Origin of the sequence: Candidatus Epulonipiscium viviparus, assembly GCF_000171335.1 — a bacterium.
GTDB classification, from domain to species: domain Bacteria; phylum Bacillota; class Clostridia; order Lachnospirales; family Cellulosilyticaceae; genus Epulonipiscioides; species Epulonipiscioides viviparus.
On the sequence record NZ_ABEQ01000004.3, the window covers coordinates 15,002 to 33,374 of the forward strand.

The 18,373-nt window shown below is 48.6% G+C and carries 21 protein-coding genes; 2 read left to right on the top strand and 19 right to left on the bottom strand.

The annotated features are described in order from the left end of the window. Positions 1 to 52: 52 nt before the first annotated feature. The 10 genes from EPU_RS13795 to EPU_RS13400 all read right to left on the bottom strand — a co-directional run bounded on the left by EPU_RS13795 (position 53) and on the right by EPU_RS13400 (position 4,738). A complete protein-coding gene (locus EPU_RS13795; protein ID WP_198006380.1) occupies positions 53 to 688 on the bottom strand; it encodes a hypothetical protein in 636 nt (211 codons plus the stop codon). A 141-nt stretch (positions 689 to 829) separates the two neighbouring features. Beyond that, positions 830 to 1,642, bottom strand: a complete 813-nt coding sequence (locus EPU_RS13375; protein ID WP_156778358.1) for a hypothetical protein — start codon at positions 1,640 to 1,642, stop codon at positions 830 to 832. Positions 1,643 to 1,672: 30 nt separating this feature from the next. Next, a complete protein-coding gene (locus tag EPU_RS13380) occupies positions 1,673 to 1,948 on the bottom strand; it encodes a hypothetical protein (protein ID WP_242650832.1) in 276 nt (91 codons plus the stop codon). A 12-nt stretch (positions 1,949 to 1,960) separates the two neighbouring features. After that, on the bottom strand, positions 1,961 to 2,326 hold the full coding sequence (locus tag EPU_RS13800; protein WP_010165939.1) for a hypothetical protein: 366 nt from the start codon (positions 2,324 to 2,326) through the stop codon (positions 1,961 to 1,963). A gap of 138 nt (positions 2,327 to 2,464) precedes the next feature. Next, positions 2,465 to 2,614, bottom strand: a complete 150-nt coding sequence (locus EPU_RS13385; RefSeq protein WP_156778359.1) for a hypothetical protein — start codon at positions 2,612 to 2,614, stop codon at positions 2,465 to 2,467. 30 nt (positions 2,615 to 2,644) lie between these two features. After that, the gene (locus tag EPU_RS13390; RefSeq protein ID WP_156778360.1) at positions 2,645 to 3,190 is read right to left on the bottom strand and encodes a hypothetical protein; all 546 of its coding nucleotides are present in this window, start codon (positions 3,188 to 3,190) and stop codon (positions 2,645 to 2,647) included. A 156-nt stretch (positions 3,191 to 3,346) separates the two neighbouring features. After that, the gene (locus tag EPU_RS01060; RefSeq protein ID WP_156778361.1) at positions 3,347 to 3,694 is read right to left on the bottom strand and encodes a hypothetical protein; all 348 of its coding nucleotides are present in this window, start codon (positions 3,692 to 3,694) and stop codon (positions 3,347 to 3,349) included. A 51-nt stretch (positions 3,695 to 3,745) separates the two neighbouring features. Next, complete coding sequence (locus EPU_RS13395) at positions 3,746 to 4,198, bottom strand: hypothetical protein (RefSeq protein ID WP_156778362.1); 453 nt, start codon at positions 4,196 to 4,198, stop codon at positions 3,746 to 3,748. Between the two features lie 30 nt (positions 4,199 to 4,228). Next, positions 4,229 to 4,360, bottom strand: a complete 132-nt coding sequence (locus EPU_RS14240; RefSeq protein ID WP_255347246.1) for a hypothetical protein — start codon at positions 4,358 to 4,360, stop codon at positions 4,229 to 4,231. Positions 4,361 to 4,390: 30 nt separating this feature from the next. Further along, the gene (locus tag EPU_RS13400; protein ID WP_198006381.1) at positions 4,391 to 4,738 is read right to left on the bottom strand and encodes a hypothetical protein; all 348 of its coding nucleotides are present in this window, start codon (positions 4,736 to 4,738) and stop codon (positions 4,391 to 4,393) included. 71 nt (positions 4,739 to 4,809) lie between these two features. On the opposite strand from EPU_RS13400, the gene EPU_RS13805 reads away from it, so the two are divergent. Next, entirely contained in the window at positions 4,810 to 4,959 is a 150-nt protein-coding gene (locus EPU_RS13805; protein WP_010165956.1) for a hypothetical protein, read from the top strand. Between the two features lie 91 nt (positions 4,960 to 5,050). Then, positions 5,051 to 15,025 (top strand): hypothetical protein, encoded by a 9,975-nt coding sequence (locus tag EPU_RS01090; RefSeq protein WP_010165957.1) that lies wholly within the window; start codon positions 5,051 to 5,053, stop codon positions 15,023 to 15,025. 257 nt (positions 15,026 to 15,282) lie between these two features. On the opposite strand, the gene EPU_RS13405 is transcribed toward EPU_RS01090, so the two are convergent. The 9 genes from EPU_RS13405 to EPU_RS14085 form a co-directional block, all read right to left on the bottom strand. Next, positions 15,283 to 15,489 (bottom strand): hypothetical protein, encoded by a 207-nt coding sequence (locus EPU_RS13405; protein WP_156778363.1) that lies wholly within the window; start codon positions 15,487 to 15,489, stop codon positions 15,283 to 15,285. Between the two features lie 12 nt (positions 15,490 to 15,501). Continuing rightward, positions 15,502 to 15,669: a hypothetical protein gene (locus EPU_RS13410; RefSeq protein WP_156778364.1), complete on the bottom strand. Its 168-nt coding sequence runs from the start codon at positions 15,667 to 15,669 to the stop codon at positions 15,502 to 15,504. Between the two features lie 66 nt (positions 15,670 to 15,735). Next, positions 15,736 to 16,245, bottom strand: coding sequence for a hypothetical protein (locus EPU_RS13415; RefSeq protein WP_029487764.1), 510 nt, complete (start codon positions 16,243 to 16,245; stop codon positions 15,736 to 15,738). 4 nt (positions 16,246 to 16,249) lie between these two features. After that, positions 16,250 to 16,372, bottom strand: a complete 123-nt coding sequence (locus EPU_RS14245) for a hypothetical protein (RefSeq protein ID WP_255347247.1) — start codon at positions 16,370 to 16,372, stop codon at positions 16,250 to 16,252. Between the two features lie 12 nt (positions 16,373 to 16,384). After that, positions 16,385 to 16,534, bottom strand: a complete 150-nt coding sequence (locus EPU_RS13420; RefSeq protein WP_156778365.1) for a hypothetical protein — start codon at positions 16,532 to 16,534, stop codon at positions 16,385 to 16,387. 30 nt (positions 16,535 to 16,564) lie between these two features. Beyond that, on the bottom strand, positions 16,565 to 16,840 hold the full coding sequence (locus EPU_RS13010) for a hypothetical protein (protein ID WP_010165959.1): 276 nt from the start codon (positions 16,838 to 16,840) through the stop codon (positions 16,565 to 16,567). A 48-nt stretch (positions 16,841 to 16,888) separates the two neighbouring features. Beyond that, on the bottom strand, positions 16,889 to 17,092 hold the full coding sequence (locus EPU_RS13425) for a hypothetical protein (protein ID WP_156778366.1): 204 nt from the start codon (positions 17,090 to 17,092) through the stop codon (positions 16,889 to 16,891). Positions 17,093 to 17,140: 48 nt separating this feature from the next. Further along, positions 17,141 to 17,452, bottom strand: a complete 312-nt coding sequence (locus EPU_RS13015; protein WP_156778367.1) for a hypothetical protein — start codon at positions 17,450 to 17,452, stop codon at positions 17,141 to 17,143. Between the two features lie 48 nt (positions 17,453 to 17,500). After that, positions 17,501 to 18,136 carry a hypothetical protein gene (locus tag EPU_RS14085; RefSeq protein WP_242650833.1) on the bottom strand — a complete coding sequence of 212 codons (636 nt, stop codon included), beginning with the start codon at positions 18,134 to 18,136 and terminating at the stop codon, positions 17,501 to 17,503. Positions 18,137 to 18,373 lie beyond the last annotated feature (237 nt).

The window sequence follows — 18,373 nt, forward strand, 5'->3', positions numbered from 1 at the left end:
AAAGAAAGCAGGTTGTATCGATAATCCTAACCCGATGCAACCGTCCAAAATACTAAACCATCCTCCGAGGCAGCAATAGCTCGGGGGGCGATAATAGCTCCGGAAGCGACATCGGCTCAGGGGGCGACAGCGGCTCAGGGGGCGACAGCAACTTAGGATGAGATAATAGCTCGGGATACAACATCAACTCGAGAGGCGACAGCAACTCAAGATGCGACATCAGCTCAGGAGGCAGCATCAGCTTAGGAGGCGATAAGAGCTCGGGATGCGACATCAACTTAGGATGAGATAATAGCTCGGGAGGCGGCATCAGCTCGGGATGCGACAATAGCTCGGGAAGCGGCATCGGCTTAGGAGGCGGCATCAGCTTAGGAGGCGATAAGAGCTCGGGAGGCGACAGCAGCTCGGGAGGCAACATCAACTCAGGAAGCGGCATCAGCTCGGGAAGCGATAATAGCTCAGGATGCGGCAACAGCTCGGGATGCGACATCAGCTCGGGAAGCGACATCAGCTCAGGATACGGCATCGGCTCAGGATGCGATAACAGCTCGGGAAGCGACATCAGCTCAGGATACGGCATCAGCTCAGGATACGGCATCAGCTTAGGATGCGGCAATAGCTCAGGAAGCGATAATAGCTCGGGAAGCGGCATCAGCTTAAGAGGCGACATCAGCTCGGGAAGCGGCATCAGCTTAGGATGAGATAATAGTTCGGGAGGCTACAATAGCTCGGGATACGGCATCGGCTTAGGATGCGATAACAACTCGGGAAGTGACATCAGCTTAGGATACGATATTAGCTCGGGGCTTGATTACAGAAATGGCAATGATTACCAATGCGAAAATAGTATTTTCAATCGGCGACACAGCAACTGAGGATGCGGCATCAGCTTAAGAGGCGACATCGGCTCAGGAAGCGGCATCGGCTCGGGAAGCGGCATCGGCTTAGGAGGCGACATCAGCTTGGGAGGCAGCATCGGCTCGGGATGCGGCATCAGCTTAGGAGGCGGCATCAGCTCGGGAGGCAGCATCAGCTTAGGAGGCGACAATAGCTCGGGAGGCGACATCAGCTCGGGAATCGACAGCGGCTCGGGAGGTGGCATCAGCTCGGGATGCGACATCAGCTTAGGAGGCAACATCAGCTCGGGAAGCGGCAGTAGCTCAGGATGCGGCAACAGCTCGGGAAGCGGCATCAGCTCGGGAGGTGACATCAGCTCGGGATGAAATAATAGCTCGGGAGGCGGCATCGGCTTAGGAGGCGGCAATAGCTCAGGGGGCGACATCAGCTTGGGAAGCGGCATCAGCTTGGGAGGCGGCATCAGCTCGGGATGCGGCATCAACTCAGGATGCGACATCGGCTCGGGAGGCGGCAACAGCTCGGGATGCGACAATAGCTCGGGAGGCGGCAATAGCTCGGGAAGCGACAATAGCTCGGGAGGCGATAATAGCTCGGGAAGCGGCAATAGCTCGGGAGGCGGCAATAGCTCGGGAAGCGGCATCAACTCAGGATGCGACATCGGCTCGGGAGGCAGCATCAGCTCGGGGGGCGACAATAGCTCGGGAGGCTGCAATAGCTCAGGAAGCGACATCAGCTCGAGGGGCGGCATCAACTCAGAGGGCAACAATAGCTCGGGGGACGACATCAACTTAGGATGAGATAATAGTTCGGGAGGCTACAATAGCTCGGGAAGCGGCATCAGCTCGGGAAGCGGCATCAGCTCGGGAGGCAGCATCAGCTTGGGAAGCGGCATCGGCTCAGGATGTGACAATAGCTCGGGAAGCGATAATGGCTCGGGAAGCGATAATAGCTCGGGATGCGATAATAGCTCGGGAGGTGACATCAACTCAGGATGCGGCAACAGCTCGGGAAGCGACATCAACGTAGGATGAAATAATAGCTCGGGAAGCGATAATAGCTCGGGAGGCGACATCAGCTCGGGAAGCGGCATCAGCTCGGGAGGCTACAATAGCTCAGGATGCGGCAACAGCTCGGGAGGTGACATCAGCTCGGGATGCGATAATAGCTCGGGAGGCGACATCAACTCGAGAGGCGACATCAGCTCGGGGGGCGACATCAACTTAGGATGAAATAATAGCTCGGGAAGCGACATCAGCTCAGGAAGCGACATCAGCTCAGGAAGCGATAATAGCTCAGGAGGCGACATCAACTCGGGAGGCGACATCAGCTTAGGAGGCGATAAGAGCTCGGGATGCGACATCGGCTCGGGATGCGACATCGGCTCGGGATGCGACATCGGCTTAGGAGGCGGCATCAGCTCAGGAAGAGACATCGGCTCAGGATACGGCATCAACTTAGGAAGCGGCATCAGCTCGGGAGGCTACAATAGCTCGGGAAGCGACAACGACTCGGGTGGTGACATCAGCTTAGGAGGCGATAAGAGCTCGGGAGGCGACATCAGCTCGGGAGGTGACAGCAACTCAGGGGGCGACATCAGCTCGGGAGGCTACAATAGCTCGGGAAGCGGCATCGGCTCAGGATGCGACATCGGCTCAGGATGCGACATCGGCTTAGGAGGCGACATCAGCTTAGGATGAGATAATAGCTTGGGAGGTGGCAGCGGCTCGGGAGGCGATATCAGCTCAGGGGGTGACATCAACTTAGGATGAGATAATAGTTCGGGAGGCTACAATAGCTCGGGAGGCGGCAACAGCTCGGGAGGTGACAATAGCTCGGGAAGCGATAATAGCTCAGGAAGCGGCATCAGCTCGGGAAGCGATAATAGCTCGGGAGGTGACATCAGCTTGGGAAGCGGCATCAACTCAGGAAGCGGCATCGGCTCAGGATGTGACAATAGCTCGGGAAGCGGCATCAACTCAGGAAGCGGCATCAACTCAGGAAGCGGCATCAGCTTAGGAGGCGGCATCAACTCAGGGGGCGACATCAACTCAAGAAGTGACAGTAGCTCGGGAGGCGACATCAGCTCGGGAGGCGATAAGAGCTTGGGAAGCGACATCAACTTAGGATGAGATAATAGCTCGGGAGGCGACATCAGCTTAAGAGGCGACATCGGCTCGGGAAGCGGCATCGGCTTAGGAGGCGACATCAGCTTAGGAGGCGGCATCAGCTTAGGATGAGATAATAGCTCGGGAGGCGACAATAGCTCGGGATGCGACAATAGCTCGGGAAGCGACATCAGCTCGGGATGCGACAATAGCTCGGGATGCGACAATAGCTCGGGAGGCTACAATAGCTCAGGAAGCGATAATAGCTCGGGAAGCGGCATCAGCTTAGGAGGCGACATCGGCTCGGGAGGTGACAGCAACTCAGGAAGAGACATCAGCTCAGGGGGCGACAGCGGCTCGGGAGGCGATAATAGCTCGGGAGGCTACAGCGGCTTAGGATGCGACATCAGCTCGGGATGCGGCAATAGCTCGGGAAGCGACATCGGCTCAGGATACGGCATCGGCTCGGGAGGTGACATCGGCTCGGGAGGCAGCATCAGCTTAGGAGGCGGCATCAGCTCGGGAGGCGACATCGGCTCGGGAGGTGGCATCAGCTCGGGATGCGATAATAGCTCGGGAAGCGATAATAGCTCGGGAAGCGGCATCGGCTCAGGAGGCGGCATCAGCTTAGGAGGCGATAAGAGCTCGGGAGGCGGCAATAGCTCGGGAGGCGGCATCAGCTCGGGAAGCGGCATCGGCTCAGGATGCGACATCAACTCAGGGGGCGACATCAGCTTAGGATACGATATTAGCTCGGGGCTTGATTACAGAAATGGCAATGATTACCAATACGAAAATAGTATTTTCAATCGGCGACACAGCAACTGAGGATGCGACATCAGCTTGGGAGGCGACATCAACTTAGGATGAGATGATAGCTCGGGATACAACATCAACTCGAGAGGCGACAGCGGCTCGGGAGGCAACATCGGCTCGGGAAGCGACATCGGCTCAGGATGCGACATCAACTCGGGAAGCGGCATCAACTCAGGATGCGACATCAGTTTGGGAAGCGGCATCAGCTTAGGAGGCGATAAGAGCTCGGGAGGCGACATCGGCTCAGGGGGCGGCAGCAGCTCGGGAGGCAGCATCAGCTTAGGATGAGATAATAGCTCGGGGGGCGACATCAACTTAGGATGAAACATCGGCTCAGGAAGAGACATCAGCTTGGGAAGCGGCATCAGCTCGGGAAGCGGCATCAGCTTAGGAGGCAACATCAGCTTAGGAGGCAACATCAGCTTAGGAGGCGATAAGAGCTCGGGAGGCTACAATAGCTCGGGATGCGACATCAGCTTGGGAGGCGACATCAACTTAGGATGAGATGATAGCTCGGGATACAACATCAACTCGAGAGGCGACATTAGCTCGGGAAGCGGCAGTAGCTCGGGAAGCGACATCAACTCAGGATGAGATAATAGTTCGGGAGGCTACAATAGCTCGGGAAGCGGCAGCGGCTCAGGATGCGACATCGGCTTAGGAGGCGGCATCAGCTTAGGATGAAATAATAGCTCGGGAGGCGACATCAACTTAGGATGAGATAATAGCTCGGGAAGCGGCAGCGGCTCGGGAGGCGACATCAGCTTGGGAAGCGGCATCAGCTCGAGAGGCGACATCAACTCAGGAAGAGACATCAGCTCGGGAAGCGGCATCAGCTTAGGAGGCGACATCAGCTTAGGAGGCGACATCAGCTTGGGAAGCGGCATCAACTCAGGAAGAGACATCAGCTCGGGAGGTGACATCAACTTAGGATGAGATAATAGCTCGGGAGGCAGCATCGGCTCAGGAGGCTACAATAGCTCAGGGGGCGACAGCGGCTTGGGGGGCGATAATAGCTCGGGACTTAGTTATGAAAATGGCAATGATTACCAATGCGAAAATACTACTTTCAATCGACTACACAACGACGAATACATATGATGATTTGACTTTGAATGAAACGGCGACTGTATCGGCCGCGGATGATACAGAATTATGGCTCTCGTTATTCTTGCCATAGTGATGTACTTTGTGTTTGTATTACTATGGCTTTTTTAATTTTCTTGATGCGGATGGCATCAGTTTGTTCTATTTGAAAAGGAGATGACTTTATGTCTTTATTAAAAAAATATCGTAAACAAATGGCTTTTACTTTATTGGCTACCGGCGCTATTACTATCGCACCTATTGATGCTTTTGGAACTACTCCGTCGTACCCAGATAATTCTATTGGGAAGTTAATTGAGGCAGCAACTAAAACAGTCGACGGCGTCAGTACAATTGACGATACTAATGCAATCGGCTATAGTGCAGATTTCCCAGATGAGGTAGATGTAGATATAGAAGACTTAGCGATTGACACTAACTTAAATGCTGCACTCAGGTTTACCGAGTTGCATATTTCTGACATATTAGGTTTGGAGTTTTCTAAAGATCAAGGGTATATTGATTTGCTAGAGGACGATGACAATGTGTTTTCCGAGTTGAAAAAAATGCTTAGCACCACAACTATTTCTAAATCTGCTAATCCTGGATTGGTGGAACATCTCAAGTCTCTCACAACAATAATTGAGGACACTACTGATAATGTGAAGAAACTGAAGATTGAAGTGGGCGCAGGTTCGGAATACAAAACTTTGATCGATACGCTAAAAGCTGAGATTCATTACGTTGATGCTCATATGGATTTCTCTGAGTTTGCTTCAGTGAATGCGGATACTGCAAATGAAAAACCATTCGATTTCGGAGACAGCACCAAAACTGTAAATGTTAGTGATCCGACAACGGCGGTATCAATTGCGATTAGTAAAGACGGCTCAGATGTATCCGAAAACAATTACTGGGTAACGCAGGAAACTTATAATGCATTGAAGTCTGCTCTCGATGATGCTGTTGAAACTTTGATGAATGTATACAAAGATACCACAATTCTCTCTGATGCAACTAATGGATTCGGTGTGGCGGTGGAATTATTAGATTCTCCAGATGCTACTACTTCAGCATTCTCAACTTTTGCTGCGGGTAATGAATTCAAAAATGAGGTTGATACTAACGGCACTGCGTTAGCTATGGGTGCAAAAGCTATAGCGTTGCTACCAGATGAGACTTTCTACAAAATTGAACAGATGCTTGGCACCAAGGAGAATCACACAACCGCTGAAAATATTGATGAAACCATCGCGGCATTAGAAGATGCATATAGCGAATATCTTGCAGCTGAAAAAGGTTCAGCCGAACTTGCTGATCCAGCTAAATTTGCGTTAGACACCAAAATCGCCTTGGCGATGACGGGATTGACATCTACCGATGCTATTGCTGGAACCATCCCTGGAGTACCTGCCTTTGAAGATTCCACCACGGGGATTATATATGTATACACTAATGATACTAAGGCGGTAGATGGAAGTATTCCAAAATCAGCGGCCACTGGTATCGCGGCATACCCTGGCACGGGTGCTCTGAAGGTAGATGCAAAGGATATGGGATTCGATGATGACTCTAAATTCTTTATTGCTCCAGTAGTAACTGATGATCCATATGATCTTGTAACTGAGAATTTTGAATTAGCTGACGTAGAGGTAACTGGAGAAATTCCTCTTAAGTACATCACCAAGGCGGAAGCAAATGCAAAATTTAAAGCTGTAAAAGCAATGGTTGATGAGATGAAACTTTATGATGGTAAAGATATTACAGAAAATGGCGGAGAAGCTGGTGTTGATACTGAAGCCGAATATAAAGCATACCGTGCAGAAATCAGTGCGGGAGTTTCAGCGGCGGCTAAAAATGATTATGATGCGGATACCAAAATCACTCTTGTAGCCGAGAAGATGGCGGCATTTGGCGAAGAGATGGTAGAATTTGCTAAAATGGGCACTGGTGCGGAGCAGAAAATTGTGGCAAATACATTAGGGCAATACTTAGCTCACCTCGGCTATGCGACTTGGGATGGTACTAAGAAGACATACGCACTAGTAACGATAGATACAACTACTCCTGCGTTCGCTAACCAAAAAGCTGTGGGTACAGATAATACCGAAGTTGCGGGCACCGCTCCAACGGAAATTGGCGATATCAAGATTGATCCTGACACTACTTCAATAACTGCCAAAACGAACTTCTTTAATATTTCAACTAATGGCGTAGATATTCCTGAAGCACAGTCTTGGGTAACTGTAGAAGAACGCGATGCCCTTGCCACAGTATTATTGAGTGCTTATGAATTACTTAAAGAAAATCAAACTAAAGTTAATGAAATTACTACTATAGTCGCAATACCGAGGTTAGAAGCAAAAATCGAAGAGGTGAAAGCGGCAATTGCGGCATATGATGCGGCCGCTAAAGAGGGTCTCCAGGACAACTTCAAAGAAGAGGTTAAGAAGATTACCGAAGCTTTGGCTACTGTGGAAGAGTTCGTTACATTACCAGTCTTTGCACTTGAAGATATTGCGACTGAACCTACTCCTGTTATTACAGAGCAAAGAGCAATAGTGGCTACTAGCAAAACTGCATTATCAAACGAAGGTATTTTCTCTATCACTCGTGAAGTATTCACCGAGGCACCTGCCGGATTTACATTAACGAAGAAAGACGGTAACACGAAATCTGCTGCATATAGCGATATCCAGAATCAGAAACTTATCGATACGACTGCTATCGAGAGCTACGTAACTCCAGCGGATCTTGATGCATTGTTTGCGGCAATCGACCCAGTAGCGTTGTTGGTTAGCAATGAGACTATTGTTCCAGCTGAGGGCATAGTAGACGTTCACTCTGATGCGATCAAGAATGCGAAAGATCTATACGACGACTTAGTTGCTAAATACTTAAATGGCGAAATCGAAGCAATAGTCAATAAAATTGAAACAGCGGTGGGAGTTTTCGAAGATGCTAAGAAGGAAGTTGTGTCATATGCCAAAAGAGCTGATCTAGTTGAGGCGATAGATGCTAATATGGAAGATTCTACCAAGCCAGATGCCGCAGATGGCTCAATTAGAGATCTAATCCGCGTGGATACTGGAACAGTTTATATAGATCCAGATTCAAAAGATCTTATGGTATCAAAAGATGGTGGCTATACATTTGTGAAATACACCCCTTCTCCTGATAACGGGGCTACTCCTAGCAAGTGGGAGACTGTTGATGAAGCTCCAGAGAAATGGGTTGATGAAGCAACTCTGTCGGCATATAACTTAGCAATTGTGGCCGCTGTGAAAGTTGTTGAAGATAGTAAGATTGCAGCTTATCTTGTAGAAGAAGGAACCTCACCTTCAACTCCATCTGATGATAAGAAAGCAGATGCCGAAAGTACATTCGATCCAGACTCTACGAAGCCATATGCGGAATTAAAGCTCAACGAAGATGTTCTAGCAAATATATTGTCAGCGGCGGCGAATGGTGAAGATTACTTCGAAGAAGCGAAAAAAGAACTCGATGCAGCTAAGGAGGCTTTCGAGAAGGCAGCTAAAGAGCCAGTAAAAACAGAGGCTGTTGAAGCAAAATTAGAGGAATTCAAAACGGCTCTTGAGGAGCTATACACCATTGAAGAGGCAACAGATGTAACTTCACGTGATACTCTTGGATATGTGGCGGCGGGCACAGCTGATGACACCAAAGTAACTGTAGCTAAATTTGTGGATAATAATGGTACTGCAGACGACAAGACTGACGATACAATAATTGGATACTTCCCAGCTCACATCTACGTAAGTGACGATACCACTGGCGTAATTAACTCTGTTACAGGCAAGGCATACGGGTTGAATACTAGTGGTGAGTCTGATGGTTCGGCTCCTAAGAAGTATGTAAATACTAGAGTATCCAAGAACTTTATCGAGGCCGTTCAAGCAGCAGAAGAAGTAAAAACCAAGAGCCTTGCGGACCTCAACAAATTGATTACTTCGAATGGCAAATACTTCGATAACATTATAGCTAAGTTGACAGCAGAGAAAGTGAAATTTGATGAGGCATCCAAAGCGTATATCGATATAACAGCCTTCAACACAGCCGCAACTGCTGCTCAAGCTTTAATTGGCGCCGGAACAGAATTAAGCGGTGACTTCACATTCAAAGACGCCGCTGGTGAAGAGTTCGTAAAAGGAGATGTATTCGAAGGACTAACAATTGCTGATGGCGTAATAGATTTAACGACAGAAATTATATTGGGAGATACATTAGTATTCTCACTTGATGGTATTTATGAATGCGATGAGAATGGCGTAGCATCTGAGGAAAAACTTGAAACAGGTACTACAACACACTGGGTAACTCCAACGATGTTCAAAAATCTCAAAGACGCTATCATCGAAGCACAGGAATTAGTCAATTTGGCAACTAGTCTTAACGAAGATATAGTATACGAATATGCTAATACCATAAATACCCTCAATACAATCGAAGCCGGCCTCGCTGTAACAGGAGATACTGATGCAGATAAGGCTCTTAAAGCGGCTGGTGCAGCAGCAGTAGGGGATCTTGAGCTTTCAGCAGAAGATGAAGAAAACCTCATAATTGCATTCGGCGATGATGCAACTGAAGATCAAAAAACGGAAGCTACCAATATTGTAGGAAAATTAAAATCTGACTACTTTACAAGTCAAATAGATTTCACTAAAGTTGTGACGGAGTTCGTACCAACTACAATAGAGGCTGTTGATGAAGCTGCAGCTGGTGACTGGGTTAAGAAAGCGAAAGTAATTATCTATGGAGCTGACGAAGTAGCTGGCGGTGCTGTAGATACTACCAATCCTGATGAACCTGTCGACAATAGAGATGCGTTAGTCAGCGAGCTACCAGGTGGATTCGATGTTCTTACGCTAGCCGCTCTTACAGCAGCTGACACGGAGGAAAAGGATGGCGATGGCAAAATTATTTATGGCCTATCTGATGCCGAGATCACAACCGCATTTGGTGAGGCGGTATACTTTGAGAAAACATACATCGATGCGTTGAAAGCGGCGATAAAAGTAGTAGAAGATGCGGGCGAAGACGTAGAAGCCGAAGAAGTAGAAGCACTTGCATTGTTAGTAAATCAAGCACCGAAAGAAGTTAAAGATGTAGAAATCGAGAATAACGCGAAAATCGATCTATACAATAGCTACGTGAGCACCGAAGCTCTATTAATGAAAGACGGCAAAGAAGTTGTAGCCAGCGACAACAAAGGTGCTTCAACATCTAAAGACACATATTGGGTAACATCCGCACAATTAAATGGTTTGAAGGCAGCGTTGACGAACACCGAAAAATTATTAAACAATACAACCACCACCGCAAAAGCATCTGCCATATTTAATAAAAATCTTGTTGCACAACTTACAACTAACGCGCGTCTTGGAGCGGCGTTCAAGCCATCACCAGGCACCGCAAATCCAGATGAGCTGACTAAACTTAATGCAGCCAAGGCCGAATTATTAGCACGAATAAATTACGCGACAGTTTTGATAGGCCAAAAAGCATATTTGGAAGACGGGACTCAAGATGAAAATGCCGTAATTATAGATGAAGGCAGAATCGTTGTCAGTACAGCATTCGGAACCGATGTATCTGGAGAAGATAAAGACGGCAATTTAATTCCAGATTCTGGAGATCGCTGGACATCGCAAGCGGCGCTCAATGCAGCGACGACAGCTGTCAAGGCCGCTGTTAATGCATATAAGCATACATTAGCAACTGAAACATCGTTAGACAAAGCGCAACTGATACTTAATAATAGCATCGCCAACTTCGAGAGAACCGCTCAATACGGAGCGAAAGAATTATACGCATCAGTGGCGGCGACAATGCAAACGTATGTGAACAACATCAGAAAAGGAAACGAAACTTATGCCGATGGGGCGATCATCGCAGCAGATCAATTAGCACAAAGTTTACTCAACGGAGCCGACGTCGCGGTAAACCAATATTGGTCAACCAAACTTGAAGTAACCAAGATTCTTAACGCAGCAACAGTGGCGGAAAACGTTCTTTTGAAATTTGCCAACCCTGATAAACCAACATCGAAAACTAGCCTTCCGGCGCTTGTCGTATCGCTCAATAATATTAAGAGAGCATACGAATTGTTCTACGGAAGAGATTTAGAAGGCAAAGTGATCGACGAGATTGTTCCGAAAGTACAGCAAGGAACGAACTTAGTGGAGACATCAGAAATCCGCAGCCTTATCGAACTTTCCGTAGCCAAAGTCAACGACCTTGTATACCTCAAAGGAGCACCAAGACCGCATTTTAAATACACATTATCAGACGGAACTGCGGGCAACTCGTATGGCTACGACCAATTGATTCCAGATGAAGATTATAACTTCGAGAAAATGGAAGACGGCGACGATGGCAACGGAAATGGAATCGACGAAGAAGAAGCAGAAAACGGAATAGATATCCGCGTATCAAGTAAAGCCAATGGAATCGATGTACCAACCGATACTCAATGGATACCAAGTGTCGCAGTAAATCAATTTGTAGCAGCAATCAATGGAGCGCAAACGTCATTAGACCGATTCGACATGGCCGCAGATAAAGTAAAAAATCAAATCATCCTAACAAACGCGATTGCAGCGTTAGAGAAAGCCAACGGAGCGTTCGACGCGGCAGTAAAAACATCAGATTCTTCTATCAGCGAGGCATCAGAAGCGTATCAAGATTCATACAAAACACTAGCAAATTCGATAATACAAGGTTTCAGTGTACTTGGATTCAATGAAAACGGTGTACTCGAGGAAGACATTAGCATGGCGAGTGGAGAATTAGCTATCGAGGTCGCAGTAAGAGGAACGTTATCAGGAGACGGTGGTGACGTCGACAGTTCATATAACTGGGTACCGATGGTAAATTACAACGGATTTAAAAACGCAGTGATCGTAGCGCAAACAGCACTCAATGCTCCAGCGGCAAATACCAAGAGCCTGACCTCCGCATATACTATATTGAACAACGCGGCAACGACGTTGGCGAAAGTAGCAAGCGCTAAAGGCGAAGGAAGATTTGATGAAAGAGATGGATTAGTATCAGAATTGCAAGGACTTGTCGACGAGGCGAATGCAATTTTATTTGGAGACGACGGGGAAACACCAATTTTCACAAGTGCAACTGGCAAAGACGTACCGGTAGGCGAGAAATGGCTTACTGGACCAACAATATCCTCGTTGAATGCACAAGTCACACTTGCAACAAACTCGATTATAAATGCCGGGACCAATCCGCACCCTGTAACTGGCTTAAAAGGCAACGGAAGAACTACAATAAATCAGTTAAAAACTAACATTAAAACAATAACAACGGTATTAGACAAAACGGAACCAAAAGAAGGAACATTGGAAGGCGAGATGACCGATGCGGCAAAAGCGAGATTAATTCTCAAAGCTCAAATCGACCAAGCGAATGAATACGTAAAAACTCGCATAAGTAATTATCAAGGAACTGAGTTAGCAGACGGAGTCATCTGGGTAACAGGTGCGAACGTGGACGGATTTAAATATAGCGATACGGAGAACGCAGACTCGATACGACCTACAATATTCATATCAATGGCAGCAAAAAGAGCGATGCCAGCATACAATAAACCGTATACAGCGGTAGGAGCGAAAGAAGGCTATGAGCAAGCGAGCGCCGATTTACAAAGTGCCATCGACCAATTCGAAAATATTTTGGCAAATAAAACACCAAGCGGAGCGGAAGTTGGAGCAGACGAACCACAACTATCTGGAATAGGATCACTCAATTCAATCAACGCCGAAAAAGTGGCAATCAACGCCAAAATGGCAGAATATTCCACAACAGTCAAATTAACCAGAGTCGCATCCGAGGAAACAGCAATAGCGAAGTTACCAGAAGGGGTGTATTACGCATCAGCAACAGAGATTGGAACAATGAACACCGCTATCGCAACAGCGAGAACGGCACTAGGTACATTCGAAAAAACAGTCGATGCTGTCGAGTTTTTAAGAGACGTAGTGTCTGCTGATCTCACTGAAGCACACGATGAATTCTTAAATGTACGTAAAATGAAAGGTATATACGAAGAGACTACAATGGCAACGGCCGAAACAGCGGTAAAAACATTATTCGATGGCGAAGATGAGAACCAAATCATCCTTCCAGCTGGTTCAACTGTCGCAAGTGCCACAGCGTATATCAAAAATCTCGTTGAATCTGTTATAGCAAATGAAACTATCACGGTAGATGTTATTGATGCAAAGATTACAGAGCCAACAGCTGGAACCGCAGAGGAACCAGAAGGTGAAGCAGGCAGTGGTACAGCAAAAATCAAGTTAACTAATACCCAAGCGGCAGAAGATGCAGATGCAGCTGACAAAGAGGTAACTGTTGATGCAACCTTCAAAGTAGCGGCGACACCATATAAGTGGGACGCTATAAGCAAAACGAATGTACTAATGGCGGCATCGAAAGTTCATTCCAAGACAGAATTTGTAGTAGACGGTGCGATAGCGAAAGCGGCCCGCGATGCAGAAGCAGTTGACGCAGACGACGATACAAAACTCGCAGCTGAAGCAAAAGCAGTCGCAGCTGATTTGAAGATACAAATCGAAAACTTGATCAACGACTCGGCGATAGAAGTGTTTGTTGTCGCAGCCGACTCTGCTGAAGACAACGCATTAACTGACGCCCAAAATCTGACTAAAATAACAGCGGCGACTGATGACTACGATAATCAAACACCAGATACCGAAAACAAAAAAGGAGAAGATGGCAAGTTAGAATTTAACGTAGCATTGAGATTAAGCTTTGACGAGGTTCCTGGAATCCTAATGATCGCCGAACCAGCTATCGTAAGCGAATTGGTTGAAGTTACCAACGATGATGCTGCTGGAACTGGCGCAAGCGATGAGTATTACACCGTTATATTTAAAGAGGCGTTGACAGCTAAAGTAACGGCAGCACCATACACCGTGAGTTCACCAGCCGACAAGGCAGCAGTTGATATGGCTAATACAATCTACACAGCGAACGTAAAAACAACAGCTCATAGTATTGAGAATACTCTTGAGAATCCAGCGACTACAGAAGCGTTAGCGAAGGCGCAAATTTCTAAGCAAATCACCAACTTACTAACCGAAGGATTGGGAGACAACAGTACAGATGAAGCTCATAATTATGATGTTATCGAGGACGTAACTTTCGAAATTATCACTACAGAATTTAAGGCACCGACCCGAGAGGCAGCCGGATCATTCGCCTTTGCAGTTAAGTTCACCCAAGGCATTGATTCTACATCTAGTGCGGACCAAACTGCATTGGCTATAGAGCAAAATCCAGAAGATGTATTAGGCGACTTCGTGGCCGCGCTAGAATCATTCCCTACATTTGCAGCCACTTACGTGTACAATGCAAGCGGTTTACTTGAAAAGGTTGATCCAAAAGATGATGGAAGCTTCGAATACGAGGAAGGTGTAGGACCATATGTCTTAGCCGACAAAAAGGCAACAGATAAGCTAAGAGCTAGCAGCGAAATGATGATGTACCTCAACGCAGCAGTGGGCGAAGCGATAGGTGGAGAAGCTAAAGTTACAATCGATGATAAATACACAGCCTTCAAGAAAGCCCTTTCAGCAACACCAGCCAAAGCTGGAATAGACGGAATATTCAAATTTGTAGCCGTTGTCACAGACGGGGATAGAACCGAAAGAACATTCCAAATCACTATACCGATCGTCGCGTTACCATACGAAAAACCAGAAGAAGTCAAAGCGGTAGAAGCGAACCTAATCTCGCTAGGAGTCGACCTTGAAGCGATCGGCCAGTTTGAAGAAGAAGAGATACCGGCATTCAACGAACCAGTAATCGAGGAGAATTATGAAGACGAATTTGTAAGCGAATACACCGAGGAATTTGTAGAAGAAGAGTTAACATTCGACGAGCCAGCATACGAAGAAGAAGCATACGAAGAACCTACATTCGATGAAGAATACTTCGAAGAGGAATATTTTGAGGAGTTGTTCGAAGAAGAAGAGTATTTCGAGGAGCAATTTGAGGAGCAATTCGAAGAGGAACTGTTTATGGAAGAATCATTTGACTTCTCAGCAAGTAAGAATAAGTCATTTATAGCAAGAGTGAAAAACCTATTTAAGCGTTCATAAGCCGACATATAGCACGAGGCTGAGCTTGTAGTAGCAATGATAGAAAGCCTTCCCTGGAATTTTTTGGGGGAAGGCTTTTTGTATGCTACCTTGGCGATAGTAGCTGTATTAGCAGTAACTTCGAGACATATGAGCGTTTTTTAATATTGGTGCCAAATAGCCTATTCTCAATAGAGAATAACTAAAGAGGAGGTACTAAAAATAGCAAAACTCAAATTTCGGAGAGGCAGCGAGAGGTTCAGAATTTGTACAGCGTATTAAACATGCTCATACAAATAACTCGAAAAATTTGGTTTGGGATTTAGATTAGGATGAGATAATAGCTCGGGATACAACATCAACTCAGGAAGCGACATCAGCTTAGGAGGCGATAAGAGCTCGGGATGCGACATCAGCTTAGGAGGCGGCAGCGGCTTAGGAGGCGATAATAGCTCGGGAAGCGGCATCAGCTTAAGAGGCGGCATCAGCTCAGGAGGCTACAATAGCTCAGGGGGCGACATCAGCTCGGGAAGCGGCATCAGCTCGGGATGCGACATCAGCTCGGGATGCGACATCAGCTTGGGAAGCGGCATCAGCTTAGGAGGCGATAAGAGCTCGGGATGCGATAATAACTCAGGGGGCGACATCAGCTTAGGAGGCGGCATCGGCTCGGGAGGCTACAATAGCTCAGGGGGCGACATCAGCTTAGGAGGCGGCATCGGCTCGGGAGGCTACAATAGCTCAGGGGGCGACATCAGCTTAGGAGGCGGCATCGGCTTAGGATGAGATAATCGCTCGGGAAGCGGCATCAACTCAGGATGAGATAATAGCTCGGGAAGCGACATCAACTCAGGATGAGATAATAGCTCGGGATGCGACATCAGCTTAGGAGGCGGCATCGGCTTAGGATGAGATAATCGCTCGGGAAGCGGCAGCGGCTCGGGAAGCGGCATCAGCTCGGGAGGCAGCATCAGCTTAGGAAGCGGCATCAACTTAGGATGCGACAATAGCTCGGGATGCGATAATAACTCAGGAGGCGGCATCGGCTTAGGATGAGATAATAGCTCGGGAAGCGGCATCAGCTTGGGAAGCGGCATCAACTTAGGATGAGATAATAGCTCGGGAAGCGGCATCGGCTCGGGAGGCGACATCAACTCAGGAGGCGGCATCAGCTTAGGAAGCGGCATCAACTTAGGAAGCGGCATCAACTTAGGATAAGATAATAGCTCGGGAGGCGACATCAACTTAGGATGAGATAATAGCCTCGGGATGCGGCATCGGCTCAGGATGCGACATCGGCTCGGGATGCGACATCGGCTTAGGATGCGACATCGGCTTAGGATGCGGCATCGGCTTAGGAGGCGGCATCAGCTCAGGAGGCTACAATAGCTCAGGGGGCGACAGCGGCTCGGGATACAACAATAGCTCGGGAAGCGATAATAGCTCGGGAAGCGATAATAGCTCGGGATGCGACATCAACTCAGGAAGCGGCATCAACTTAGGATGAGATAATAGCTCGGGAAGCGGCATCAGCTTAAGAGGCGGCAGCGGCTCGGGAGGCTACAATAGCTCAGGGGGCGACATCAGCTTAGGAGGCGGCATCAACTTAGGATGAGATAATAGCTCGGGATACAACATCAACTCAGGAAGCGACATCAGCTCAGGGGGTGACATCGGCTTAGGAGGCGGCAGCGGCTTAGGAGGCGATAATAGCTCGGGATGCGATAATAACTCAGGAGGCGGCATCAGCTCGGGAAGCGGCATCAGCTTAGGATGCGACATCAGCTTAGGAGGCGGCATCAGCTTAGGAGGCGATAAGAGCTCGGGAGGCGGCATCAGCTCAGGAGGCTACAATAGCTCAGGGGGCGACAGCGGCTCGGGAGGCTACAATAGCTCGGGGGGCGACATCAGCTTGGGAAGCGGTATCGGATCAGGATGCGACATCGGCTCGGGAAGCGGCATCAGCTCGGGAGGCAGCATCAGCTTAGGAAGCGGCATCAACTTAGGATGCGACAATAGCTCGGGATGCGATAATAACTCAGGAGGCGGCATCAGCTCGGGAAGTGGCATCAGCTTAGGAGGTGGCATCAGCTCAGGAGGCTACAATAGCTCAGGGGGCGACAGCGGCTCGGGAGGCTACAATAGCTCAGGGGGCGACATCAGCTCGGGGGGCGGCATCGGCTTAGGATGAGATAATCGCTCGGGAAGCGGCATCAGCTCGGGAAGCGACATCAGCTCGGGAGGCGGCATCGGATCAGGATGCGACATCGGCTCGGGAAGCGGCATCAGCTCGGGAGGCGACATCAGCTTAGGAAGCGGCATCAACTTAGGATGCGACAATAGCTCGGGATGCGACATCAGCTTAGGAGGCGGCATCAACTTAGGATGCGACAATAGCTCGGGAAGCGGCATCAGCTTAAGAGGCGGCATCAGCTTAAGAGGCGGCATCAGCTCAGGAGGCTACAATAGCTCAGGGGGCGGCAGCGGCTCGGGAGGCTACAATAGCTCAGGGGGCGACATCAGCTTAGGAGGCGGCATCAACTTAGGATGAGATAATAGCTCGGGATACAACATCAACTCAGGAAGCGACATCAGCTCAGGGGGTGACATCGGCTTAGGAGGCGGCAGCGGCTTAGGAGGCGATAATAGCTCGGGAAGCGGCATCAGCTTGGGAAGCGGCATCAGCTCGGGAGGCAGCATCAGCTTAGGAAGCGGCATCGGCTTAGGATGAGATAATCGCTCGGGAAGCGGCATCAGCTTGGGAGGCGACAATAGCTCGGGATGCGACATCGGCTCGGGAGGCGGCAACAGCTCGGGAAGCGGCATCAACTCAGGATGAGATAATAGCTCGGGAGGCGACATCAGCTTGGGAAGCGGCAGCGGCTTAGGAGGCGGCAGCGGCTTAGGAGGCGATAATAGCTCGGGAAGCGGCATCAGCTTGGGAAGCGGCATCAGCTCGGGAAGCGGCATCAGCTCGGGAGGCGGCATCGGATCAGGATGCGGCATCGGCTCAGGATGCGACATCGGCTCGGGATGCGACATCAACTCAGGAGGCGGCATCAGCTTAGGAGGCGACATCAGCTTAGGAGGCGGCATCGGCTCGGGATGCGACATCAGCTCGGGGGGCGACATCAGCTCGGGAAGCGATAATAGGTGATCTTTGATAAAAGTGAACCGATAGAGTTTTCATATCAACCGAAACTATCCGTGAGACCCTGAGATTTGAAGTTTTGCTAGCAGATATAATTATCTTTGGCTATAGAAAAGGGATGAAAGAAGGTATGGAAGAAGCAAAACTTAAAACTCATTCTACTACATGAAGGGATCGATATGGCCATGAAAGTAACAGGGTTGTCAAAAACAGAATTA